The following is a 25594-nucleotide window of genomic DNA, read 5'->3' as shown; positions in this document are numbered from 1 at the left end:
CATGACCTCGGCCCCTTCCCTGCTCGATCAAGACCATCTGCCCCCGGCCCAGATGGCGGCCGCGCCGGTCAATGCGCGCTCGCTGCTGGATCTGATGTATGACGGTTTCTACGCGCTCTTCATGCTCAAGAACGGCAGCGCGCCCTTGGATGAAGCTTCCTTCGCGGTGAAGATGCAGAAGTTTCTGGGGGATGTGGAGCGCAATGCCAAGAAGCTCGATGTCTCTCCCGAAGATGTCTATGCCGCCAAGTATGCTTTTTGCGCCTCGGTCGATGAAATCATCCTGCGCTCCAGCTTTGGCATCCGCGATGCGTGGGAGCGCCGGCCGCTGCAGCTGACCATGTTCGGCGATCAGCTGGCGGGTGAAAATTTCTTCAAGCAGCTGGAATATCTGCGGGTGCGTGGCAATGCGCACATCCAGGCGCTGGAAGTGTTTCACATGTGCCTGTTGTTGGGATTTCAGGGGAAGTACGCGCTGGAAGGTCCGGAAAAACTGAATTACCTGACCGCGCGACTGGGTGATGAAATAGCCCATCTCAAAGGCAAGAGCGCGGGCTTCGCGCCACACTGGGCGCGGCCTGACGCCATCGTCAACAAGCTGCGCAATGACGTGCCGCTGTGGGTGGTGGCTTCACTGTTTGCCTTCATTGCCCTGTTTGCCTACCTGGGCTTGAACTGGATGCTGACCAGCGGCACCGAAAATGGACTGGCAGGCTATTCCGATATCGTCAAACTGGCGCCGCGCACGGCCAACCTGACCATTACCCTGCCGTGAGGGCAATCGCGCCCCAGATGTTTATCGAACGAAGGCCGCACGGACGAATCTGCCGTTCCCGATTCGCTATCCGGCGTCGTCTAGGGGCACTTCGTCCCCAGCCTGTCCAAGGCGCTCGCCATCACGCTCAACAGCACAACAGGGGTTGGCTTCACGCATTTCATCTGCCTGACACAAAAAAGCATACCGCCGTGCTTTACAATCTTTCGTCTTTCGAAAGTCGGAAACGTCTTCTGGCAGCACTTCGCCGTTCGATGCAATTCATCACTCCAAACAAGCGCATTTCTGCACAAAATTGATGATTCAGGCGAGAAAATATGGTAAAAACGTCAATTATTGCCCAGCAGTCCTTGGGCCCAAACGCGCCGGGTCACTGACCAGTAAAAATCATCTTCGCACCCGCAGCAGCAGGACCAGTGCGCGCCTGTTTCTTTTTTGCTTCACTTGCTTCTCAGCGCAAATCTTTCATCTCAGCAAAAATATCTGGAGTACTCATGGTTCAATGCAGTGTCATTTTCGGTGGATCGGGTTTCATCGGAACACATCTAACGCGCAGACTGGTCGCAGAGGGCCAGCGAGTGATCTCCGTGGATATCAAACCGCCGCGCGAACGACTCAGCGGCGTGGACTACCTGACCGAAGATGTGCGTGACCTCAGCCAGATGAAAGTGCCCGGGACGGTAGACCGGATTTACAACCTGGCGGCCGTCCACACCACACCAGGTCATCCGACCCATGAGTACTACGAAACCAATATTCTCGGCGCAACGGAAATCACCGCTTGGGCACGTCGCAACAACATTGGTGAAATCGTGTTCACCAGCTCCATTTCGGTTTACGGTCCTTCCGAGGAAGCCAAATCGGAAACCACCAAACCCACGCCAGAATCGGCGTACGGATGGTCCAAATTTCTGGCAGAACGCATCCAGAAAAACTGGATGGAAGAAGACGACAGCAGAAAACTGGTCATTTGCCGTCCGGCAGTTATTTTCGGACACGGGGAAGGCGGCAACTTCACGCGCATGGCAAAGTTGCTGAAAAGGGGTTTCTTTATCTTTCCGGGCCGCAAAGATACGATCAAGGCCTGCTTCTATGTGGGGGACCTGCTCGACGCCATCGAGTTTGCTGCCAGTAATAACCAGCGATTTACCCTGCTCAATGGCTGCTACCCGGACCGTTACACCTTGGAGCAAATTGTCGACACCTTCCGTCAACATCACTTCCCCAAGGCCAAAACATATCTGGTACCCAAGGTCATCGTCTACACGGCAGCCCAGTTGTTGCGCCCGTTTTCTGCACTGGGACTTGGCATTCACCCGGACCGGGTCATGAAACTGGTGCGCTCCACCGACATCATTCCGTCCTGGCTGACTGAGCAGAGCCAGCAGAAAGAATCGGCACTGAGCAATGCGTTGAACCAATGGGGCAAGGAAAGCCAAGGACGATTCGACTGAATCAGCAACTTCCAGGAATTACTGGCTCATTGGCCTGAAATCAAGACACAAGAAAACCTATACACATGTCCGATTCCGTATTGATTGTCATCCCCACGCTCAATGAGAGCAAACACATCGTCTCCGTCCTGGACAGCATTTCGTCTGACCTTCCGGCCGGCTGCACGATTGTGGTGGCAGATGGTGGCAGCAGTGACGATACCGCTCAAAAAGTTCTGGACTATGGCCGCCAGCATGCCTGCGTCAAACTGATCCACAATCCGCAGAAGATTCAAAGTGCCGCGGTAAATCTCGCGGTCGAGACTCTCGGCGGCGAAACCAAGTATGTGGTTCGCTGCGATGCCCATGCCGTCTATCCCTCCAATTTCATCAGGACGCTGATTGCGGCAATCAAGCAACACGACGCAGACTCGGTGGTCGTTCCCATGGATTCACGCGGCGAGACCTGCTTCCAGAACGCAGTGGCCTGGGTTTCGGACAGCCTGATCGGCTCTGGCGGATCGGCACATCGGGGCGGCAATTTCAGCGGATATGTCGACCATGGGCATCATGCCATTTTCAAGACGGAGTCTTTCCTGCGAAACCAGGGCTACGACGCCACCTTTACCCATAACGAAGATGCAGAATTTGACTGCAGACTACGCGCTCGCGGCATGAAGATATATCTGGACGGCAGCATCCGTCTGATTTACCATCCGCGCGCCAATTTCAAAAGCCTGTTCAAGCAGTATTTCAACTATGGCAAGGGTCGTTCGCGCACGGTCAGGAAACACCCTGGTTCGCTACGCCTGCGCCAGTTCGCGGTCCCCGCCTGCATTGGCAGCAGCTTGCTGGCACTGCCGCTGGCACTCATCACGCCTTACAGTCTCATCATCCCGGCCGGCTATCTTGGGCTGCTACTTGCAGGTACCGCCTCCGTGGTAGCCAAACACAAGAAGCCCTGTGCCTTGCTGGCAGGCGTAGCGGCCTTTGCGATGCATAGCGGCTGGGCACTTGGCTTTGCCTACGGCATGCTCAAGTTGCGCGAGCAAAAATGGCAGGGTGCGACATGACAGCTCTGAGCCGGGTGCGTCAGCGGCAGGTCGGATAAAGGGCAAACTGTCTGGACGGCTTCATCCACTTCGATAGCGACCATTGCTTTTCGTAATTGAAAACGGCTCGTTCGGATATTCGAACAAGCCGTCATCGTCACACAGCGGAGAGCTGCTTCACTGAAGCAGCAGCCTGCGCGGTTTTCGTACGCGCCTTGTGCAGCTTGCGATAACTATCGAGCAAGCGCTGATGGCGATCCAGGCCTTCGAGCTTCATGCTGGTCGGCGTCAATCCGAAGAAGCGCACGCTGCCTTTCACCGAACCGATGGCCGCATCCATGCGCGCGTCGCCGAACATGCGGCGGAAGTTGGTCTCATAGTCCGACAGCTCCAGCTCATCATCCAGCTCCACTTCCAGCACGACATTCAACGCCTGGTAGAACAGACCGCGCTCCACTGAGTTGTCGTTGTACTGCAGGAAGGCACCGACCAGGTCATGCGCTTCTTCAAACTGCCGCAGGGCCAGGTTGATCAAGAGCTTCAGTTCAAGGACGGTCAACTGCCCCCATTCTGTGTTCTCATCGAAGTCGATACCGATCAGGGTGGCGATGTCGGAGTAGTCATCAAGCTCATTGTTTTCCAGGCGGTCCAGCAAGGCAGCCAGGGCCTTGTCGTCCAGACGATGCAGGTTCAGGATATCCTCGCGGAACAGCAGCGCCTTGTTGGTGTTGTCCCAGATCAGGTCCTCGACCGGATACACCTCGGAATAGCCAGGCACCAGGATGCGGCACGCGGTCGCCCCGAGCTGGTCGTAGACAGCCACATAGGCCTCCTTGCCCATCTCCTCCAGAATGCCGAACAGCGTAGCCGCTTCCTGCGCGTTGGAATTCTCGCCTTGGCCGGAAAAATCCCATTCCACGAATTCGTAATCCGCCTTGGCGCTGAAGAAGCGCCACGACACGATGCCGGAAGAATCGATGAAGTGTTCGACGAAATTGTTGGGTTCAGTAACGGCATTGCTCTCGAAAGTCGGCTGCGGCAAATCGTTGAGCCCTTCGAAGCTGCGCCCTTGCAGCAGTTCCGTCAGGCTGCGCTCCAGCGCCACCTCAAAGCTCGGGTGAGCGCCGAAGGAAGCAAACACGCCGCCAGTACGGGGGTTCATCAAGGTCACGCATATCACCGGATAGACGCCGCCCAGCGAAGCATCCTTGACCAGTACAGGGAAACCCTGCTCTTCAAGTCCGCGGATACCAGCCACGATGCCGGGATACTTTGCCAGCACGTCCTGGGGGACATCAGGCAGGCAGATCTCGCCTTCGAGGATTTCACGCTTGACGGCCCGCTCGAAGATCTCCGACAGGCACTGCACCTGCGCTTCAGGCAAGGTATTGCCGGCGCTCATGCCGTTGCTGACGAACAGATTCTCGACCAGGTTGGAAGGGAAATATACCACTTCGCCATCCGACTGCCGCACGTAAGGCAGCGAGCAAATGCCGCGCTTTGCGTTGCCGGAATTGGTATCGACCAGATGCGAAGCGCGCAGCTCGCCATCCGGGTTGTAGATGTCCAGGCAATACGCATCGAGGATTTCCTTGGGCAATTTATCGCCGCGGCCGGGCTTGAACCAGCGCTCGTTGGGGTAATGCACGAACTCGGCATTGGCGATCTCCTCGCCCCAGTAGGAACCAGCATAGAAGTGGTTGTTGCTGATGCGCTCGATGTACTCGCCCAGGGCCGAGGCCAGCGCACTTTCCTTGGTCGCACCCTTGCCGTTGGTGAAGCACATGGGCGAGTGAGCGTCGCGGATGTGCAGCGACCACACATTGGGAATGATATTGCGCCACGAAGCGATCTCGATCTTGATACCCAGTTCGGCCAGCAAGCCGGACATGTTGGCGATGGTCTGCTCCAGCGGCAGATCCTTGCCCAGGATGTGCGTGCTCATGCCAGCCTCGGGCTTGAGTGTCAGCAAGGACTGCGCGTCAGCGTCCAGGCTCTCCACTTCCTCGATGATGAACTCCGGCCCCTGCTGCACCACCTTCTTGACGGTACAGCGCTCGATGGAACGCAGGATGCCGCGACGATCTGCCTCTTCGATGTCGGGTGGCAGTTCGACCTGGATCTTGAATGTCTGCTGGTAGCGGTTTTCCGGGTCGACGATGTTGTTCTGTGACAGGCGGATGTTCTCGGTGGAGATGTTGCGCGTATTGCAGTACAGCTTCACGAAATACGCTGCGCACAGGGCCGATGACGCCAGGAAGTAATCGAAGGGACCTGGCGCGGAGCCGTCTCCCTTGTAGCGGATGGGCTGGTCGGCGATGACGGTGAAGTCGTCGAACTTGGCTTCGAGACGCAGCTTGTCGAGGAAGTTGACTTTGATTTCCATGGCGAGATTCCGAGAATGAACCGAAGGGATGGCGGCAAGGCGTGTGCGCGACAGCGGCCCACGAGTTTGTCGAGACGATGGCGTTGTCCGAGGAGCGGATCTGGCGGTCGTCGCACAAAAGAGCTTCGATGATAGCTTAGTGCGGTTGCACCAGCGTTGCCGGCCCATGTCGAGCACGCAGCTAGCGCCGGATTACGACGCACCGGCGAGATTGCAGAGCAAAGAAAAACGGCTCACATTGCTGTGAGCCGCTTCGGTATTGGTGCTGGCTGCAGGACTTGAACCCGCCACCCCCTGATTACAAGTCCGGCGCGAATCTCAATTATATCAAAGACTTAGATCATTTTTTGCTTCGCAATCAAGAAATTTTGCGCCCCGGAAGCCCTTATTGGGCCTCGGTCGTTTGACAATTGCGAAGCGGAATTTTGATATGCGGACGCGAATGTTCCCGGTTTAGCGGGACCGAAAAATTGGTTCCGCATCAACTCGGCTAAATTAGCACTGACGGCCATGACATCCCGCCGGACGGGAGCGACATGCTATATTGACAAGGGGGCTAGCCGACGGGCTTAGCGGAAATTTGTACTTATGAGGGTAAGGGAAATGGCCAAGGAGAGAGCGCAGACAAATAATTCGGTGTCGAAAAAGTCGACGACGACAGCCCAGGTGAAGAAGCCAAAAGACACAATCATTAGAAAAGTATTCGAAGGTTGTGGATTTCGCCACATTCAATCCGACAATATCCACTTCCAAATCAATAGCAGGGAAGGCGAAATTGACCATATTTTTGTATATGAAAATGTGGTCGTGCTTTGCGAAGAGACGGTTCAGCAAGACGTCTCCAGTCATTTTGGAAATAAAAAGTTTTTCCATGAGTTAATCGCACAATCTCGCCCTGAATTCCTGAAAATTTATCGAAAGCTCAATCAGGCTTTTGCCAGTTACCTCGAACAGTCTGACTTCCTAGATGAAGAATACGAATTCCGCCATATCTACTTCTCAGGCAATAAGGAGGCGGATGATGGCCTCACGCTGAACAGCAACATTTTGCGGATCATGCAGATCCAAGACGCAAATTACTTTGACCAGCTCGGCAAGATCATCGGATCTTCAGCCCGGTATGAAATGCTCAAGTATTTGAAGATTGGTCTAAAGGACATCGGAGACCGCAGAAAGAGGGGTGGTTCGGGAACGCCCTTTACTGATTTCAGTGCGTTCGTGCTTCCCTCATCGCAAACAAACTATCCGCCAGGATTCGGCATTGTTTCTTTTTATGCTGACCCAGCATCACTCATTCGTCGGGCCTACGTGATGAGAAAAGATGGGTGGACTCAGCCGGAGGTTTCGTATCAGCGTTTTCTCAAAAGAACAAAAATCACAAGCATGAGAAACTATCTCTCGAAAAATAAGCGTGTGTATATCAATAACCTCATCGTCACGCTTCCATCAGAATCTGAGATTCGTGACTCGAACACCAAAACCACCATCTCTCTAGCTGGCATAAATAAAATTTGCGACGCGAAGATTTCGATCCCGGATGAACTCGGGACGATTGGCGTAATTGATGGGCAGCACCGAATTTTCTCGTATCACGAGGGGCATGACGGCTACGAGTCAACTATCAAACAGTACAGAGAGAGGCAAAACCTACTTGTAACCGGCCTCATCTTTCCTACAAATTACGACGACACCCAGCGCGCAAAATTTGAGGCGGAGTTATTCTTGGCCATTAATGATACGCAAGCGAGCGTTAGATCGGATCTGAAGCAAGAAATTGAAGCTATCGTTAATCCGCTTTCTCCGATCGCCTTGGCTAAAAGTATCGTCGCTGGATTATCGAAAGAAGGGCCACTCGCTGGCAAACTGCAACGAAATCTATACGATGGTAGTGCCCGCATGAAGACCGGTTCAATTGTGCGCTATGTGCTTGTGCCGATGATGAGGACACCGCGCTCCTCCACACGCAGGGACACTTTAATTGCTGTATGGGGAGCGAAGCCGCAGCATTGCTATTCTCCGGTGAGCTGGGTATCCCTACAATTCCCGTCGGTATCCTGTAGGTTTAATTCACAGTACAGCGGATGTGAATCGAAAGCCCGCTTTTATGTGGGCTTTTCACCTTTTGCCCTCTGGAATCCGCGAGTACGTTAGACCTCATTTGAGGTAATGAACTTGCAGGAGTGCTGCCCTAGCCGCCTACAAAAAACAACGCGTCACCACGGCACCTACTTATCGGCCTTATCGCGATTACCTTGCCTGAAGAGTCTCTCGGAGGCCGACTTTCTCTCTTCCTTGCAATATTCTTTCTGCTCAGTGCCAGCGGTCATGCCAGCCGGGTAATTCCTGGTAACCAGTCTTGCTAGCACCATCTTCTCAGGTAGCAAATGAGCTGGATCCTGAATAGGAATAACTTCCATCAAAGAATTATCTATGCGTCGCATTTTGAACGTGAACAACGTAACCCGTTCTCCCGCGAGGTAATCCCAGCCGATACCACGAAATTTACCGAAACTGAGCGAGCCCTCAAGCATCACAAAGTTAAAAAAAGGAAATCGCGCGCAAAGTTGTTTTGTCGATATTTCTCCACCAATTTCTCCATGTTCTGCCGATAGTCGGATTTGCGCCGTTGTGCCCGTCAGCGGATTCTCGCCGATGATTCCTTCCACCTCATCGGACCAAGCGCCAGTCCAGCCCTGATCATCGTAATACCATGCAAGGACCTGGTTTTTGAGGCCGCTAGCAAGGTCCGGAAATTCTCGCAAATTGGTCATGACCGCTGTACTGTTTGTCAGCATCCAGCCCAATGCCACGGCTAGAGACGTGAGGTACTACCAATGTCGCGCAAAAAAACCGGGCTGCTTGGATTGTTCTCTTTTTTCCCGGATTCGCTTCAATCCCGGAATCCCCTTCTTTCTCATTATTTGGCCCGCTATAGAGTTGTTTCGATGATTTCTGCACAAGTATAGTCCAGCATTAAAAATGCCCTCTAGGTGCGTCAAAATGCGTCAGATTTGATGGTGGTCGGATGGGGTGCCGAACCAGGCTGGGCAGCCCTCGGCTCCTGACGCGAATTTGAGTCAAAACCAACCTGTTTAGCGGGCAGGCGCGGGGTGGGGGCAACTGCGCGCGCCGACTCCGATACGCTTTAAAGTTGTTGTTTTAATAATCTTTCCCGCATGTACGGGCTGCGATGACCTGGTGAGCCACAGATCTGGCCTGGGCCAGCATCGACGAGTTTGTCGCATTTGAGAGGCTGGTCCGTTACGCGTCAGAGAAAAAATACATGGACACCCGAAGGCGGTGAAGAACAAGTCGAAGCCGCTTTCTGCTGGCTTTCATTGCCGGGTCAGTGGGACAAGCATACCTTCACACCGTAGCCACCAGCCGATGCTCACCTGGTGTGACGGGCACTCGCAATGCGCCACCATCGCAGGTGAGTGGCATGCCGTCCAGTTCAGCTGCCGAGATACCGACGCAGCGCATCCCCGGCGATTCGACCTGGATGATGTAGCGTGCCGCACCCAAGACGATTTTTGCCTCAAAGCCAGGCCATCCGGCTGGAATACACGGATCGAGGATTAACACCTCGCCTTCCCGGCGAATGCCTAGAATCCCCTCCATACCCGCACGGTGCATCCAGCCGGCGGCACCGGTGTACCAGGTCCAGCCGCCCCGGCCCTCGTGCGGCGATACCGAATACACATCCGCAGCCACCACGTACGGTTCCACGCGGTAGCGCGCCGTCTGAGCAGGTGTCCGAGCATGGTTGATAGGATTGACCAAAGCGAACAGGGCATGGGCGTGCTCGCCCGCCTGCGGGTCGCCGCGTAACTGCGTGAACGCTAGGATGGCCCACATGGCCGCGTGGCTGTATTGACCTCCATTCTCACGTAAGCCCGGCGGGTAACCCAAGATGTAGCCAGGGTCGCTCTGTGTGTGGTCAAAAGGTGGGGTAAAGAGCAACGCCAGCCCCGCCTCTGGCAGCACCAGGTGCGAGCGCAGCGAGTCCATCGCCATCTGTGCGTGGCCAGGATCGGCGACTCCTGACAGTACGGCCCAGGATTGGGCGATCGAATCGATGCGGCATTCCTCGCTGTGGCGGCTGCCCAGCCACGTGCCATCGTCGAATATGGCGCGCCGATACCAGGCGCCGTCCCAGGCCTCGCGCTCCAGCGAGGCCGTCACAGACTGGACATGGCTCCGCCAGCGCGCGGCACGAGTGGGGTCGCGTTCCTCTGCCAGAGGAGCGAATAGGATCAGTGTGCGTACCTGCAGCCAGCCGAGCCAAACGCTCTGCCCCCGGCCTTCCTGGCCCACACGATTCATGCCATCGTTCCAATCGCCGGTCCCCATCAGCGGCAGCCCTAATTCGCCAGTGAGGTCGATACTCTGGTCCAATGCGCGCGCGCAGTGCTCAAACAGCGTTGTAGAGATGCCTGCAGGCATCGGCTGGAAAAAGGCATCATGTTCGCCTACCTGCAGCGCGGGGCCGTCCAGGAAGGCGATGGATTCGTCAAGTACCGCTGTATCGCCCGAGACGATCACATAGCTGGCCGCGGCGAAAGCCAGCCAGATGCGGTCGTCCGAGATTCGCGTGCGCACGCCTTGGCCCGAATGCGGCAGCCACCAATGTTGCACGTCACCTTCGAGGAACTGACGGCCTGCCGCGCGCAGCAAGTGTTGACGCGTTTCTTCAGGACGCGCGAATGTGAGCGCCATGCCATCCTGCAGTTGGTCTCGAAAGCCGTAGGCACCGCTGGCCTGATAGAACGCCGAGCGGGCCCAGATGCGGCAGGCCAGCGTCTGGTAGAGAAGCCAACCGTTGAGCAGGATGTCCATCGCGCGGTCTGGCGTGCGCACTTGCACGGCACCGAGCAGCCCTTCCCAATGGTCACGCACCCGCTGCAGTTCGGCCTCCAGATCAGTCTCACGCCAGCGCGCCGCTAGTTCCAAACTTTCCTGCGCGCTGCCGCATTGCCCGAGTAGAGCGATGATGTCTACCGACTCGCCGGGCCGCAGCACTAGGCTGCACTGCAGCACAGCGCAGGGATCCAGGCCCGCACCCACCGTACCGGATAGGGACGCCTGGCTCTGCAATGCAGCGGGTGCCGCCAGACTGCCGCGATGGCCAAGGAATTCCTTACGGTCAGCGGTCCAAGCGGTCTGCCGGCCCCCGAGATCGGCGAAAGCGACTCTACCCGGAAAGGCTGTGCTCCAGGGATTGCGCGCCAGCAGCACGCCGCTGGCTGCATCGATCTCGGTAAGGATGAAGGGTGCGCAAACCGCACGCGAGGCGCCCAACACCCATTCTGCATAGGCCGTGACGGATAGGCGCCGCGTCTGTGGGCTGAGATTGCGTAAGGTGAGGCGCGACACCTTAATTGGGTCGTCCAGTGGCACGAACTGCAGCAGTTCAAGCGCGATACCGTGCGCCTCGTGCGTGAAGCGGCTATAGCCATGACCGTGGCGTGCAACGTAGGTACCGCCGTCGCGGATTGGCTGCGCTGTAGGGCTCCAGAGCTCGCCGCTCGACTCGTCTCGTACGAAGAACGCCTCGCCGGTCGGATCGATCACTGGATCGTTGGACCATGGGGTAAGTTGATTCTCACGGCTGTTACCAGCCCAAGTACTTGCACTGCCATCGGCCGAGACCTGGAAGCCGAAGGCAGGGTTGGCGATGACGTTGATCCAGGGGGCGGGGGTGGTCTGTCCGTCGGTGAGTACGGTGACGTATTCGCGACCGTCCTGATCGAAGCCACCGAGTCCGTTGAAGAACTCCAGCCGCACCGTGTCTGTGCTCTGCCCCTGCCTCGTCAGGTTGGAAGATTGGGTATAGGTAGCTAATTCGAGCGCTGCACTCGCGTAGTGCACCGTCTCCGGCAGAAGACCGATTTGCCGAGCGATGTCGCCCCGACGCGCTAGCAGCAGCACGCGAGCTGCTGAATGCAGTAAGGCCCTGGCTGACACATCCATCAGATCTGCGCGCAGTGTATGGACCACCCCCTGGGCTATCGTCTCGCCGTGTGGTCGAAGGGGCGACTGGCTCCGGCGCACGGCCGTTTCGATAGCGGACTGCAGATCCTGCACATAAGAGGAAGCTCGCTCATTAACGATCACCAGATCGACGCTCAGCCCCTTCATTCGCCAGTACTCGTGCGCACGAAGTAGTTGGCGCACCTGAGCAATATCCTCGATGTCATCGATTCGCAACACCACGATTGGCAAGTCGCCGGAGACCGAGTGCCGCCACAAGCCCGACTGCGGGCCTGCACCACGAGCGATCTCCTCGGCCGGTGGGCGGAAGCGTGTATCCGCATAGAGGATAGGTGCCGCCAGCCGCTGGAAGTCTGCGGCTTCGTCGGCTTCGACGCCGATGTGTCGCAACTGTACCTGGGCCTGCGTCCAGGCCAAGGTCCGAGCACGCTCGAAGGCGCTACGGTCATGGTGCTGGTCCACCAATTCCAGTAGCGCTTCGCGAGTAGGCGCCACCAGCGTCCAGAAGGCGAGGCGCGCCATACGACCGGGCGCGATACGCACGCGGTGTCGCACCGAGAAAACCGGATCGAGTACCGTACCGGCCGTACCAGACAGCATGGCTCCGTCCGCCATGGCTTGCGCCGTGGCGGATGTACGACCTCGGCCCAGGAACCGTGCCCGGTCGGATTCGTACTGCACGGGTGCCGTGACGATGCCTTCGACCACGGCGAAGTGTGCGGCCCAGATCCGCTGCTCGTGCGGCCCGCGAGGGCGTCGCGTAGCGATTAGGGCACCGAACTCTGGGAGATATTCAGTCTGCACGAACATCTTGGAGAAGGCCGGATGGGCATCATCACCCGCGGGCGACGCCAACACCACCTCAGAGTAGGAGGTGAGTTCGATTTCACGAGTCTTGCGGCCTGTATTGACGACTGTGACGCGGCGTACCTCGCCGTCAACTTCGGCGGACACCAGCACCTCCATTGTGGTCGTCAGGCTGCCGTCGTGCCGCGTAAAGGCGGCGTGGTCCTCGGCGAAGACTACCTCGTAGCTGTCGGGTGACATGGCCAGCGGCTGCGCCGCAGCGGACCATATCTGACCGGTATCCGTGTCACGTAGATAGACGTAGGCGCCCCAGTCGTCGCGGGTCGCGTCTTCGCGCCAGCGCGTCACAGCCAACTCACGCCAGCGGCTATAGCCAGCACCCGCTGCGGTGAGCATGACGGCATAACGCCCGTTGGACAGCAGGTGCGTAGCAGGGGCCGCCGTAACAGACGGGTCTATGTGCCGTACCGCATGTAAGTCACCATGTGGATTGGTTGCGCCAGACAGCACCTCTTCAGCGCGCGCACGCGCCACAGAGACGAGGCGCGGCATACGCTCGTGCAACAGCAATTCGCAGGCCTGGATCATCGGTTCACGATGGAAGCGTTCCCGCATGCGAGCGCCCTGGAGCGTATTGGCGATTGCGACAAGTGTCATGCCCTGGTGATGCGCCATAAAGCTGCGTACGATGGCGACCTGCGACCCGCCGGGCAGGCGGGCACGGGTGAAGTCCAGCGCCTCGTAAAAGCCATAGCGCCCGAGCGCACCAAGCGTCTGCAGGTACTCAAAGTTGCGTTGTGCGAGCGGTGCATCGACCATGGTAGCGAGACCGGTCGCGTAAGGCGCGATCACCAGATCCTGAGCCAGCCCCCGTTTTAGGCCCAGGCCTGGCACGCCAAAGTTGGAGTACTGGTAAGTGAATTCCAGGTCGCGAGCGTTGTACGCCGACTCGGAGATGCCCCACGGCACGCTCATCCGCCGACCGTAGGCCATCTGGTGCTGCACGATCAGGCGATTGGTCTGCTCCAGTAGGCTACCTGCCGGTGCGCGCATCACCAGCGAGGGCATCAGATACTCGAACATCGACCCTGACCAAGATACCAGGGCCGATCCACGTCCTACGGGGATGGCTGTCCGATCCAAGCGGAACCAGTGGCGCGTGGATACGTCGCCCTTGGCGATTGAGAAGAGGCTGGCTAGTCGCGCCTCAGAGGCTAATAGGTCATAGCAGTTGGGATCGAGCACGTTCTCCACTGCGGCATAACCTATGGAAAGCAGTTTGCGTTCAGGATCCAACAAGAAGGCGAAGTCCATCCCTAGCGCTAGCGCACGCGCCTGTTGCGCCAACGCCTGCCAGCGGGCATCGATAGCATTCGCCGCGACGCCGAATGACTTAGCGTCGCGTGCCTGTTGCTCGATCCGCCCTTGCAGCGCATTGGTCCAGAATAGCAGGTCGTCACCTTCCGCTTGTATTGCTGGGACCAGCGCCTGCGCTTCTTCTGCCGCCTTATCGGCCAGGCGCTGAAATACCGGAAGTGACATGCTGGCAGGATCGTGGAACCCTGCCTCGATCTCGGCAAGGACGCTCAGCAGTCGCTGTCCCTGTGCCCCTTGGGTCGAAGGTTTAGCAGACGCCGACTCCCGGGCTAGCGCGAGTGCGTCGCTCGCACCCTCCGTCCAATCCGTCGACAGCGACGCACCCATCCATTCTTCGCAGGCATTAGCCAGTACGATCAAGTGGCCGGCGAGGTTACCGCTGTCCACAGACGACACATAGGCCGGTGCAAGCACCTGGTTCGTGCGCGTGTCATACCAGTTGTAGAAATGGCCTCGGAACCTTTCCAATGTCTGCAAGCTGACGAAAGCCGCTTCCAGGCGCTCGCAAGTCTGCAGGGCACCAGCCCAGCCAAAATCGCGGGCCGCCACCGTCGACAGCAAGTACAAGCCTATGTTGGTAGGCGAGGTGCGGTGAGCGATCACTGGCTTCGGATCTTCCTGAAAATTGTCCGGTGGAAGCATGTGCTCAGCCGGCGTCACGAAGGTTTCGAAAAAACGCCAAGTGCGACGTGCAGTAAGCCGTAGGGCCAAGGTATCTGTGAGTTCGGGCGCACCGGATGTCACGATCGGCGGACGGCGGCTGACGCGCCAGGCCAAGACCGGCGCTGCGACCCAGAGCGCCGACAGCGGCAACGCAATTGCGCATGCTGCAGGAAAGAACACGCTAACGCCCATGGCGAATACTAGGGCCAACAGCACGCCACCGGCCATCTGGCCATAGAAGCCAGTTATACCGGGGCGCGGGCGAGCGGCGGACTGGGCTGCGGTTGTCCATTCCAGCAGATGCCGATGCGTCGCGTAGAGTCTGATCAGGGTACGCGTAATAGCATCCATCGTGCGCCAGGTCTGATCCGGAAGCAGAGCTAGCGTCCAGAGTGTCTGCATTACGGCTAACCGAAGATCGCTGGCCAACCGGCGTAGTTGGCTACTCAGCCCGATGCCCGCGCGCGTTGGCGCTAGTCCGGAGATGTGGGGCAGAAAGAACGGCACTGCCAGTGCCAGTACCAGCATCCCCATGGCTTGTAATGATTGAGGCCAGGGCAACCAAGCGCACAGCGCTAGAGCCAGTAGGCTCGTGGGCGCCAGCAGGGAGCGCCGCAAGTTGTCGATCATTTTCCAGCGGCCCACTGGCGGTAGGGTCGCACCTGAATGGCGTCGCCCGAGTATCCAGGGCAGGAGTTGCCAGTCGCCGCGCGTCCAGCGGTGTTGGCGCCTGGCAGCGACGTCGTAGCGGGCAGGGAATTCTTCGACCACTTCGACGTCCGAGGCAAGCCCCGCGCGAGCGAACACGCCTTCGAACAGGTCGTGGCTAAGCATCGTATTCTCAGGAATACGCCCAGCAAGCGCTGCCTCGAAGGCATCGACGTCGTAGATGCCTTTACCGGTGTAGGATCCCTCACCGAAAAGGTCCTGGTAAACGTCAGACACGGCGGACGCGTAGGGGTCCATGCCACCCGAACCGGCCGAAATGCACTGATAGAGCGATCCCTCGCGGCCCAATGGCAGTGTTGGTGTCACGCGTGGTTGCAAGATGGCGTAACCGCCCACTACACGCTGTTCAGCATTGTTCCAGCGCACACAGTTCAAGGGGTGAGCCATCTTGCCGATCAGGCGCAGCGCTGCGTCACGGGGCAGTCGGGTGTCGGCGTCCAACGTAATGACGTAGCGCACTCTGGCAAGGATCTCGGGTTGATGAGCTTTGTCGGCAGCACCACCCAGCGACATAAAACTGGTGTCAGTTGCGCCGCGCAATAATCGATTGAGTTCATGGAGCTTTCCACGCTTACGCTCCCATCCCATCCATCGGTTTTCGCTTGCGTTGAATCGGCGCTGCCGGTGCAACAGGTAAAAGCGCTTACCACCTGGTGCTGGTCCATACCGTTGGTTAAGTGCGTCGATGGCATCCTGCGCAATGCCGATCAGGTAGGCGTCGCCGTCTAGCACTTCCGAATCTGCATCAAGGCCGTCCGATAGCAGAGCAAAAGATAGGTCACCACCGGCACCAGACAGATGGTGAACTTCAAGGCTCTCGATATGCCGGCGCAGTTCCGCCTCGCCGGAGAGCAGCGTGGGCACGACAACTAGTGTGCGCAAATGGGTTGGAACCCCGTCGGCCAGCGCCAAAGCCGGGAGCGTCACTGCGCCAGCGCGGGACGCAATTGCGCGCTGGACCAGCGCTGTGGCTACCTCCGTCGCGGGAATGAATGCGGCCATTGCGAGCACCGCCAGCAGCCCTGTGGGAGCTATCGTCAAGCTGCCGATGCCAAACATGGCCCAGAACGCGAGACCCAGCAGCACGGCCGCAAGCGCGAGGATGGCGGTCACGTATCCGCTAAGCCCCACGCGGACGCTAAAACGGTCGATGCGAAGAACCAGTGGCGGCCGAAATCCGATGGCATGCTCTAATTCGCTGCGTCCCTCGGCGATCAGGTAATGACCGGGATCTATCCTGCTGGAGTTCTGGACGAGAAGCTCGGGCGACTTCGGCGAAGCCGCCTGCGCCAGCGCCAACGCTCGCTCAACAATAGCGAGTTCGGATAACGGTGATCCCCGAGCCAGTTGCTCGATCGCCGTACGGTAGCGATTGCGTGTGGGGAAATCCATCTCCGCGAAGGTGCTGCTAGCGCGCAGACGCGTGTCCACTAAGCTAGTGCTCTCGAACATATCTGCCCAGTCGAAATCAGACATCAAGCGCATGCTGGTGATGACGTTGCGCACCGAGACGTTGGAGGCACCCTGACGCTGCTGTGCATGCAGGATAGCCTGGTCAGCATCCGTGCCCTGGTCACGCAGCCGCTCATCCAGCCACTGTAGGGCAGGCGTGACGCGCGGGTCCTGGTCGCGCAGACGCTTGGCGAGCTGTGCCGCGAAAAGTTCGGACACAGGGCTGCTCGCGCGCGTGGCGATATCCTGGTTCAACGCGGCATAGGCTGCGCCCGGTTCCAGCAAGCGGTCAGCGAGCCTTTGGGCATCGGCGCGTGCCGCGCGTCCGACAGTGATCTGATCGGCCAATCGGCGCAAGTTCTCCACCAGCACGATACGTAGGGTGATCGCCACAGCCCATAGTTCGCTGATGTCCAGTGGTTGGACCTCCTGGTAGGCTGCAATAAAGCGGCGGAGGACGGCAGGATCGAAGTGGCTGTCGGTGTGGGCGACGAATGCCCACGCAATTCCGAAGACGCGTGGATAGCCCGCCAACGGACCATCTGCCAGCTTGGGCAACTGCCTATAGTAGCCGGGCGGTAGGTCAGTGCGAATCTCGCGCACCTGCGCTTCAACAACGTGATAGTTATCCAGCAGCCATTCAGCGGCCGGGACTACACGGCGTCCAGCAGCCACTTCTGCGGCACCTGCGCGATAGGCCAGTAGCAGATCAACGGCGTTTTCGCGCAACCGATTGTGCAACGACCGAACCCGAGGTGAATGGATGCTAACTAACTGAGCCGTCGCGAGGCTGCGCGCATGCTGCTCTAGGCGCTCGATGCCGAACAGTTCCTCGCGCACAGGTGCGGTATCGGCCCACAGATCTGGGGCGGAGCGTTGGGACGCAAATTGAAAAAATCGGCGCATGTTGGCCTTTCAGGGCACCGCGGGGAGAGACGCCCCGCGATAAACCCGCCGTGAAGAAGATAGGCCGTATAGCCCCGGGGGCAAAGGCTAGGCGATGTGGCCCAGCGGTTGTCAGGATTTTTATGATTAAGAACCGTTTTCACTACAGTCCTTGATGAGCGCGCTGCACCGGGACTGCTGGCACTGGTTTTTTCTTAGGTTTTTTCGGCTCTCGGTTGCCGCGCTTTTGCTCTTTTTCTGCCATGGGAAACTCCTACTATTGGGATATCGGCCCGTTATCACGGGCAAGGTGCACAACCATTCAACAAAAATTGCTGGCGTGTGCGTCAGGAAAGGGCCTGGATCAGCGATTCACTTACACATCGAGATGATCATCCAGCGGGGTTATCGCAAACAATTGTCCTTTCCACGGCTCAATCGATTCATCGAAAATTGAAATCGACATTTCCTTTGAGCCCGTAGATTCACGAATAAATTGAGCTATTGCTTTTCGACAGACGATAATCTGACCTTCTAGATTGATAGGTACGTTTCGAATTTGAAACTCTGTTCGTGTGCGGCTGCTTCCTAAACCACTAGTTACTTCAATAACCTCGATCTTCCCAATCCGCAGCCATACGAAGCCAGCCTCATGGCCTCTATCTTCGAAATGAAATCGCATGTCAATCTCCTCATTTAAAAAGGCCGCAACTGCGGCCCCTTTAATAAATTGGACTGCCTGCCCACATACAACATTACCGCGAGCGATCAGCCTTCTCGGTCTCTCTCATGTAGTTCCTTCGATAGATGTCACCCCCTTCATAGCGGCGTGGGCCAGCGTCACTTTGCTGATCAGCTTGCTCTTGCTTTCTCTTCTCGCCATCGCGTGAAGAATAGCGACCATCGTTAGATCTCGACGTCTTCTCCTTATGGGGAGTAAATCCTTGCTGCTCCAGTCGATGAGAGCCTTGGGTCTTATTGAAGTTTGACACGATCATTCCTTCGTATCGCGGTCAGGTTAAGGATTCAATGGAACAGGCCGCGATGTCCGTTGTCGCGATATTTGATCGCGAAAATCATTCAATTAAAATGCTGTCCATCCATATTAATGAATGAAAAATGACGTGAAATACAAGGGCAACAATTGAGGCTCTCTGTCCGACGGATAACGGACGAGATCTAGTCCTCTTGAATCGCTAGTCCTTCCGACTCAGCTGCTAAGATTGCTTGTTGATCTCGAACAGCGTCGGCTCCGGAGATTTGGCTGGCAGCCAATTTCTCATCATTTCTCGTCGACAAGTCCGCCTCAATACCTTTTTCTGGTGAGGAAACAGTCTTTATGAAAGAAAACTCACGCCACCGGTTTACCTTGCTCATAACTTCTCCTACTCATAGGGAGATCGCACTGGACTCAGGCAATACCATCAAAGGTTACAAAGGCGAGTACAACTACTATGCATGCAAAATCGGCTTCAGATTAAAACGTGTAATTACCGCTTCGCACATGTTGACGCCCTGCTCAAGCAATACCGCTTCCGCGCGGTAAACTCCTGCGAGATTCTTCTTTGAAAAAATCTGATGATCGCGTCGTTGAATCGAAATGCTATTCATTTGCCACCCATCTGAGTGGTGCGAATATCTGAGCTCGTAGGAAAAGTTTCCGGAGCTGTCTACATTTTGAAAAATGGACATAAGAATCCTGAGTTAGGGTGGCATTTCTGGCGACTTGGTCGGCTACCTGGGGTAGTATTTTTATTCGAATTCGCCCTGGAAGTTCGCAAGCCGATATTCGGCATCGATCAATTTCTCTCCATACCTAACCTTTACTTAGTCCACGGATGCTTCACAGCCAGCCGTTGCAAGATCAGTCGCGGGAAACTGTTTTTTTCACCAATGTAAGGTGGTCTTTATTAGGCTTTTCATATAGCCCTTTAGCGGCTTCTTGCTGCTGAGATTGGGAGCCATTACGTTCGACATCGCTAGCCGGTTTACGAATGCGATCCTCGCCCCCCCCTACTTGCTCTTGGTTCGGTTTATGCCCTTGATGCTGCTGCGGATGTCCGCGTGGCGAAAAATGTTCTCGGCCTTCGTTTCTTTGATCCACAGGTAGTTTGGTATCTGACATGTTCGTCCTTTGTGTATTGTCTATGTATAAGAGTTTCAGGTCTGGGAATATCCTCCGCATGGGCTGCCCATCGGTTCGGCGGCACCCAAAAATAGGCGTCACAATCCGAGATTTCATTTCAATTTCTCAGCTATTTTTTAATCTTTACCGACGTGACCCGTCGAAAGCTGTTCGGACTCATCGGCCACCCTAACTTCTTTTCACGAAAGCTCTGCGCCTTTGCACTAAGAGTTGTGGAGTCTTTGATCTCGTTATTTTCAAAATAACAGTCGCCGTGTTCTCGTCGATGCTTATCTATTGCTTCCACAATTTCGTCGCTGTTAAAGCGGCCATTAGAGTAATTTCGCATTTCTTCCTCCAGGCAGGAACAGGTGAATGAAGCAAGACGATCGATTCCTTCGCTCAACTTCAAGAAAGTTTTGGCGAGAGCCAAACTTCTGGCCCCAAGCAAGGTGGCGGCACCAAATTCGGAATACTAAAACCGGTTTGCGGACGATGTATATGCGCACTTTCGCGCTCTAGTCCTCAGACGAAATGGGAGGCCTTGGGTTACAAAGGTCGTTTGTCTTTCCACGACTACGCGCGAGGTCCTCAAGAACTTGCTGAATGCATTCGATATCCGCAAGCTGCCCCGAATAGTCTACGTAGAGGGCACTTCCCGCAACCAGAAAATTTTGGTAATCGGGAACTGGCTCCGTCATTCGAAAGCGATTCATCTTGTTCATATGATTCTCCAATTGGAAAGATAGCAAAGCATCTCAACGGAGGGACTCAATGAACTGAAGAGGCGGCAGAGTCGGGATGGGGAAAACGAATGAAGCGAGCTTTTTACCTAGCCTTGATTCGCAAAGGGATGCACAGACCTTACTCCCATTACTTCTCTAAAACGGAAATGCACCTCATTTATTTTTCTATCGGTGGGATCATAGTGATAGCGTCGAGACATGCTCCTGTCCAATTATTTTCCCGACGCAGTAAAGGGCGCAGAAATCGTGTTCAAATGGCACCTCTCAATAGGAGATCTAATGAAGAAGCGATTTAACGAAAGCACTGCCAGCCTCAAAGAGCTAACAACAACTATGCCGATGAGCTCAACGGTTCACGCAGAAATTTTACGAAGGAGGGTTGTTATTAGACGGCTCGTCGAAGATGCAAGAGAAGAAACGAAGCTAAGACGAAGTGATCTCGCGTAATTTTTAGGGCCGATCTTCGATTTTTTACGGTCGGGCCCATCGCGTGAAGCACCCGAGGACCTACGCAACGATAACAGAAACTAAAAGTGAGCTATATAGAATCCCTTCTACTGAACAGCTTTAACGGTCGAGACCACTTCAGCGAAGAGACAGGGTTTTACAAGCAACGCGTCAAAAACCTCCAATGCTCTCCAAGAGTTTTTCAAAGGGGTCTCACTCTGGAGAACAATCGGAATGGAAGAAAATCGCGGGTTATTTTTGAGTAAGGTCGCCAACTCGAACCCATCCATGATCGGCATTCGCAAATCTGTCAAAACAACGTTCACAGAATCATCAGACCCCATCATTAGGTCATAGGCTTCTCGACCGTTTGTAGCTTCCATAACGCGGTAACCCTCATTTTTAAACACCTCTGAAAAGATGGTCCGAACATCGACATTGTCCTCGACAAGTAATATTGTGCGCCCTCGAAACAATCCGTCCATGCCCCCCTCCCAAATAGTGGCCATGGGTCCAGAGTCGGATATCAGAGGGCTACTAATAGTATGAGAAAAAATCTGCCTTATGAACATCAGGCAATTCGCTAAAACGGAGAATCTATCTCCGACAGACACGTAGGATTAATGGATGAAGCTCTGTGGGGAGCGCATCAAATAGCAATAACCTAGAAATGATGTCCCGTTAAAGGCGTGCGCAGAAGTAGTTGCACTTTCGCAGGCCTAGAGGATTATCAGTTGCTACAAGCTGAAAAGGATCGGAGCCACACGTAGTAATTCATCGCGACAGCGTAAGAGCTCCCGGGCTTAGGCTATCGGCGTATGTCCGACTCACTAGCCTGAGCGATTCTCGATTGCGACGGCTCAGACAGCTCATAACCGGCTGCGACTTTTCCCGCCACATTAGCATCTGGTGACCGCGCCCAATTGCCCCTTGTTCGAGTGTTCTTCATTCTCGCCCGCTGCGTTTTCCTGGACGCGCTCCTTGGTAGTGATCGTTATGTGCCATTTTTCTGCACTCATATGGCGGGCTCCGTCAGATGCTTTACTGTCTATGTAGCGCCCATTTCCAACAAGCAAAATAGTCACGAATACACAGCCAATAATCGATAATGTGAGGCAAACATTAAGCAAACGATATCTACCTCCAGACATCGTTTGGTAGTCAAAAAACGGCCAGTCAGGTAAAAAATAGGACATGGGGGAATCCGCCTTGGATTACCCATAGCGGCTTGGCATCGGAAGCTACGGCTTATCGCCCAGAAGCGGGCTATGTGACGAGGATATTAGATGAGCGCGAAATACATCAAACAAGAAATGGAGAGACAACTTGAGTCTGCACGAGATGCTGTGGTGGATGAAGTGAGTTTCATCAATTTTCTGAATGTACTCTCCGCAGACTGGTTCGCAGAAACTGAATTACACGCGGCTTTACTTCCATCACCATACTCTTCGGGTGTATTGGGCTGGAAGAACGGCAATATCGGTGCATTTCTAAATGCCTCCGTTCGTTGGGTGGAGAATTCAAGAAATGGTCCCCATTTCTATGAAGTTTCAATAAATCCCTGGCGTAAGGTTGCCGATATCCTGTTAATGGGGAAGACTTACGAATAGGATGGAATATCTTCTCCCAGCCAAGAGTAGGCATTCTGCAATGGTGAAACGCCAGCTACAATTTTTCTTGGCTCATACGCTTTTCCAAATCTGCCGCAGCTTCCCTCCGTTCGCTGTAGCGGTCGGTCAGATACGGTGAGACATCTCTAGTCAGCAGGGTGAACTTGAAAAGCTCCTCCATTACATCGACGACCCGCTCATAGTAGGGCGAAGCCTTCATCCTGCCGGCATCGTCGAATTCTTGGTATGCCTTGGCGACCGACGACTGGTTTGGAATCGTCAGCATCCGCATCCAGCGTCCGAGCACGCGCATCTGATTGACCGCATTGAATGACTGGGAGCCACCCGATACTTCCATTACGGCGAGCGTTTTACCCTGGGTCGGCCGAATCGCCCCTTGCGACAACGGAATCCAGTCGATCTGTGCTTTCATGATGCCGGTCATGGCGCCGTGGCGTTCGGGTGAGCACCAGACCATTCCCTCGGACCAGTTGGCCAGGTCGCGCAGCTCTACAACTTTCGGGTGCGTATCCGGCTCGCCGTCGGGCAAGGGCAGGCCGCGCGGATCGAAAATCCTGGCCTCGCCGCCAAATGCCTCCAGCAGACGTGCCGCTTCCATCGTCAACAGCCGGCTGTATGAGCGCTCCCTGATGGAGCCGTAAAGCAATAGGAAGCGCGGCCGATGGCTAGATGCGCCGACTTCTTTAAAGCCGTCAATCGCCGGGACCTGGAACTCGCCTGCCGTGATGTTCGGCAGGTCACTGAGCCGGTGCGACACGTTGTCCCTCCGCGTTGACCACGACTTCACCGTCCTCTTTGGTAAATGGCCCCTGCTGCGGATTGGGCAGGATATCCAGCACCAGCTCCGACGGGCGGCACAGGCGAGTGCCGTTGGTTGTCACCACAAACGGCCGGTTGATCAGGATGGGGTGCGCCAGCATGGCATCCAGCAGCTTGTCGTCCGTAACATCGAGCTTATCCAGTCCCAGCTCCGCGTAGGGCGTGCCCTTTTGGCGAATCGCCCCGCGTACGCTCAGCCCGGCATCTTTGATCATCTTTGCCAGTTGCTCCCGGCTTGGCGGATGCTGCAGATATTCAATGATAGTTGGCTCTTCCCCGCTATTGCGGATCATGGCCAGAGTGTTACGGGATGTACCGCAAGCAGGATTGTGATAGATGGTGGTCATGACGTTTCCAGGGTGATGTGTTAGGTTCTATTGGAGGCGGATCGCCAGCGCTGCGAGCGTGACAAGCAGCACTGGCATCGTGAGTACAGCACCGACGCGGAAGTAGTATCTCCACGAGATATGCAGTTTCTTCTGGTCAAGCACGTGTAGCCAAAGCAAGGTCGCCAAGCTGCCGATTGGCGTGATCTTCGGCCCGAGGTCGCAGCCAATCACGTTGGCGTAGACCATGGCTTCGCGTACCACGCCATGCGCCGTTGTGGCGTCGATGGATAGTGCACCGACCAGCACGGTCGGCATGTTGTTCATGATGGAAGACAAGATTGCCGTCACGAAGCCGGTTCCCAGCGTTGCGGTCCAGAGCCCTTGTTCCGCCAGACCATTCAGTACCTGTGTCAGCAGATTCGTCAGTCCCGCGTTACGCAGGCCATAAACCACCAGGTACATGCCGAGGGAGAAGAAGACGATCTGCCACGGTGCCCCCTTGATCACCTCTCGCGTCGCGATCACATGTCCCCGCGCGGCTACCGCAAGAAGAATCAACGCACCGGCGGCGGCTACCGCACTGATGGGAACACCCAAGCCTTCCAGCCAGAAGAATCCCAGCAGGAGCAGCCCAAGCACCCACCAGCCAGCTATAAAGGTGGCTTTGTCACGTATTGCCGCAGCCGGGGCTTCTAGCTGCGAAAGGTCGTAATTCTTTGGAATGTCCTTCCGGAAGAAGACAACGAGCGCCAAAAGCGTAGCGACTAGCGCGGCCAGGTCGACCGGGACCATGACGCCGGCATACTGCGCAAAACCGAGCTTGAAGTAGTCCGCCGAAACAATGTTGACTAGGTTCGATACCACCAACGGCAAGCTGGCTGTGTCAGCGATGAAGCCCGCCGCCATGACGAACGCTAGGGTCGCTTGCGGCGAGAACCGCAGCGCCTGAAGCATGGCAATGACGATGGGCGTCAGGATCAGTGCGGCACCGTCGTTGGCAAAGATCGCCGATACAGTGGCGCCCAGCAGGACCAACAATACGAACAGGCGCTGGCCGTTACCTCTTCCCCAGCGAGCCACATGAAGCGCCGCCCATTCAAAAAAACCAGCCTTGTCCAGCAGCAGACTGATGATGATGATGGAAATGAAGGTCGCAGTAGCATTCCAGACGATGTGCCACACCGTTGGAATATCAGCCCAATGGATTACGCCCAAGGACAACGCCACGACTGCACCTCCGCAAGCGCTCCAACCGATGCCCAGACCCCGGGGCTGCCAAATGACCAGCACCAATGTAATCAGGAAAATGAAAAACGCTACCAGCATGCTTACTCCGCATCAAGTAGTAGCAGCTGATGGTGGACAGCATGCACTAACTGGAGAGCAGGGATTGCCACCGCAGCAGTTCTCGGTGAGAAAGCCGAGAACCTCGTTCATGACGTCGTAATTGGCCGCATAGATGACGAAACGCCCCTCCTGCCGCGACGTCACCAGGCCTGCGTGTGACAGCTCCTTCATGTGAAAGGACAGCGAAGATGGTGCGATGTCAAGCGCCTCGCCAATCTTGCTCGCTGCACAGCCGTCCGGCCCGACCTGAACCAGATGGCGAAAGATGCCCAGACGGGACTCTTGGGCCAACGCGCTAAGCGCGGCGATAACGGATTTTGTTTCCATGGCCTGCCTCATTAATTCGATATTTCAATCATTATTGAAATGACAGGCCTGTGCAATAAAATTTTCCGCACCAAACCAATATGCGCTGCTGTAAAAATCTGCCACTCAGGCCTGTGGAAGACGCACGCGGAGATCAAACGCTGCTTGTTTACCTTCGTGACAATGCCCGAGATTATTAAAGTGGACCCCGAATTTGAGACACTGATTTAAGCTGTCGTCCTGGAAGGGATGACGAGAATGAGTGAAGCAAAGAAGAAGCGAAATAGCTAC

The 25594-nt window shown here is 56.0% G+C and carries 17 protein-coding genes; 5 read left to right on the top strand and 12 right to left on the bottom strand.

The window, feature by feature from the left end; all coding sequences use genetic code 11:
- The first annotated feature begins 1 nt into the window (after position 1).
- The 3 genes from icmH to CEJ45_RS15900 all read left to right on the top strand — a co-directional run bounded on the left by icmH (position 2) and on the right by CEJ45_RS15900 (position 3281).
- Entirely contained in the window at positions 2-775 is a 774-nt protein-coding gene (gene icmH / locus CEJ45_RS15910) for a type IVB secretion system protein IcmH/DotU (protein WP_420913302.1), read from the top strand.
- A 494-nt stretch (positions 776-1269) separates the two neighbouring features.
- Complete coding sequence (locus CEJ45_RS15905) at positions 1270-2229, top strand: NAD-dependent epimerase/dehydratase family protein (protein WP_088756045.1); 960 nt, start codon at positions 1270-1272, stop codon at positions 2227-2229.
- A gap of 65 nt (positions 2230-2294) precedes the next feature.
- Complete coding sequence (locus tag CEJ45_RS15900; RefSeq protein ID WP_088756044.1) at positions 2295-3281, top strand: glycosyltransferase family 2 protein; 987 nt, start codon at positions 2295-2297, stop codon at positions 3279-3281.
- Positions 3282-3417: 136 nt separating this feature from the next.
- Here the strand turns inward: CEJ45_RS15900 and CEJ45_RS15895 are convergent, their stop codons facing one another.
- Positions 3418-5646 (bottom strand): OsmC domain/YcaO domain-containing protein, encoded by a 2229-nt coding sequence (locus tag CEJ45_RS15895; RefSeq protein WP_088756043.1) that lies wholly within the window; start codon positions 5644-5646, stop codon positions 3418-3420.
- 603 nt (positions 5647-6249) lie between these two features.
- On the opposite strand from CEJ45_RS15895, the gene CEJ45_RS15890 reads away from it, so the two are divergent.
- Entirely contained in the window at positions 6250-7797 is a 1548-nt protein-coding gene (locus CEJ45_RS15890; RefSeq protein WP_158214921.1) for a ParB N-terminal domain-containing protein, read from the top strand.
- 74 nt (positions 7798-7871) lie between these two features.
- Here the strand turns inward: CEJ45_RS15890 and CEJ45_RS15885 are convergent, their stop codons facing one another.
- The 7 genes from CEJ45_RS15885 to CEJ45_RS24595 all read right to left on the bottom strand — a co-directional run bounded on the left by CEJ45_RS15885 (position 7872) and on the right by CEJ45_RS24595 (position 22067).
- On the bottom strand, positions 7872-8456 hold the full coding sequence (locus CEJ45_RS15885) for a hypothetical protein (protein ID WP_141107015.1): 585 nt from the start codon (positions 8454-8456) through the stop codon (positions 7872-7874).
- A gap of 556 nt (positions 8457-9012) precedes the next feature.
- Positions 9013-17574: a glycoside hydrolase family 94 protein gene (locus CEJ45_RS15880; RefSeq protein ID WP_088756040.1), complete on the bottom strand. Its 8562-nt coding sequence runs from the start codon at positions 17572-17574 to the stop codon at positions 9013-9015.
- A gap of 355 nt (positions 17575-17929) precedes the next feature.
- Positions 17930-18235 (bottom strand): hypothetical protein, encoded by a 306-nt coding sequence (locus CEJ45_RS24610; protein WP_141107014.1) that lies wholly within the window; start codon positions 18233-18235, stop codon positions 17930-17932.
- Between the two features lie 497 nt (positions 18236-18732).
- Positions 18733-18930, bottom strand: coding sequence for a hypothetical protein (locus tag CEJ45_RS24605; protein WP_141107013.1), 198 nt, complete (start codon positions 18928-18930; stop codon positions 18733-18735).
- 487 nt (positions 18931-19417) lie between these two features.
- On the bottom strand, positions 19418-19678 hold the full coding sequence (locus tag CEJ45_RS24600; protein WP_141107012.1) for a hypothetical protein: 261 nt from the start codon (positions 19676-19678) through the stop codon (positions 19418-19420).
- A gap of 1300 nt (positions 19679-20978) precedes the next feature.
- Positions 20979-21356, bottom strand: coding sequence for a response regulator (locus tag CEJ45_RS15870; RefSeq protein ID WP_088756073.1), 378 nt, complete (start codon positions 21354-21356; stop codon positions 20979-20981).
- Positions 21357-21770: 414 nt separating this feature from the next.
- On the bottom strand, positions 21771-22067 hold the full coding sequence (locus CEJ45_RS24595; protein ID WP_141107011.1) for a hypothetical protein: 297 nt from the start codon (positions 22065-22067) through the stop codon (positions 21771-21773).
- A gap of 90 nt (positions 22068-22157) precedes the next feature.
- On the opposite strand from CEJ45_RS24595, the gene CEJ45_RS15865 reads away from it, so the two are divergent.
- Entirely contained in the window at positions 22158-22481 is a 324-nt protein-coding gene (locus CEJ45_RS15865; RefSeq protein ID WP_077236028.1) for a hypothetical protein, read from the top strand.
- Positions 22482-22536: 55 nt separating this feature from the next.
- Here CEJ45_RS15865 and arsH read toward each other — a convergent pair whose 3' ends face one another.
- From arsH to CEJ45_RS15845, 4 genes are read right to left on the bottom strand one after another with little or no spacing between them, the layout of a single operon-like run.
- The gene (arsH, locus tag CEJ45_RS15860; protein WP_034337071.1) at positions 22537-23259 is read right to left on the bottom strand and encodes an arsenical resistance protein ArsH; all 723 of its coding nucleotides are present in this window, start codon (positions 23257-23259) and stop codon (positions 22537-22539) included.
- Positions 23240-23668, bottom strand: coding sequence for an arsenate reductase (glutaredoxin) (arsC, locus tag CEJ45_RS15855; RefSeq protein ID WP_088756039.1), 429 nt, complete (start codon positions 23666-23668; stop codon positions 23240-23242). Before arsC ends, arsH begins: the two co-directional genes overlap by 20 nt.
- Before the next feature lie 27 nt (positions 23669-23695).
- Positions 23696-24976 carry an arsenic transporter gene (locus tag CEJ45_RS15850; RefSeq protein ID WP_077236030.1) on the bottom strand — a complete coding sequence of 427 codons (1281 nt, stop codon included), beginning with the start codon at positions 24974-24976 and terminating at the stop codon, positions 23696-23698.
- Positions 24977-24988: 12 nt separating this feature from the next.
- Positions 24989-25324, bottom strand: coding sequence for an ArsR/SmtB family transcription factor (locus CEJ45_RS15845; protein ID WP_181464887.1), 336 nt, complete (start codon positions 25322-25324; stop codon positions 24989-24991).
- Positions 25325-25594 lie beyond the last annotated feature (270 nt).

The organism is Herbaspirillum aquaticum (assembly GCF_002213425.1).
In the GTDB taxonomy this organism is placed as follows: domain Bacteria; phylum Pseudomonadota; class Gammaproteobacteria; order Burkholderiales; family Burkholderiaceae_D; genus Herbaspirillum; species Herbaspirillum aquaticum.
The sequence above is the reverse complement of the archived record's forward strand: the minus strand, read 5'-3'. Positions and strand labels throughout refer to the sequence as shown.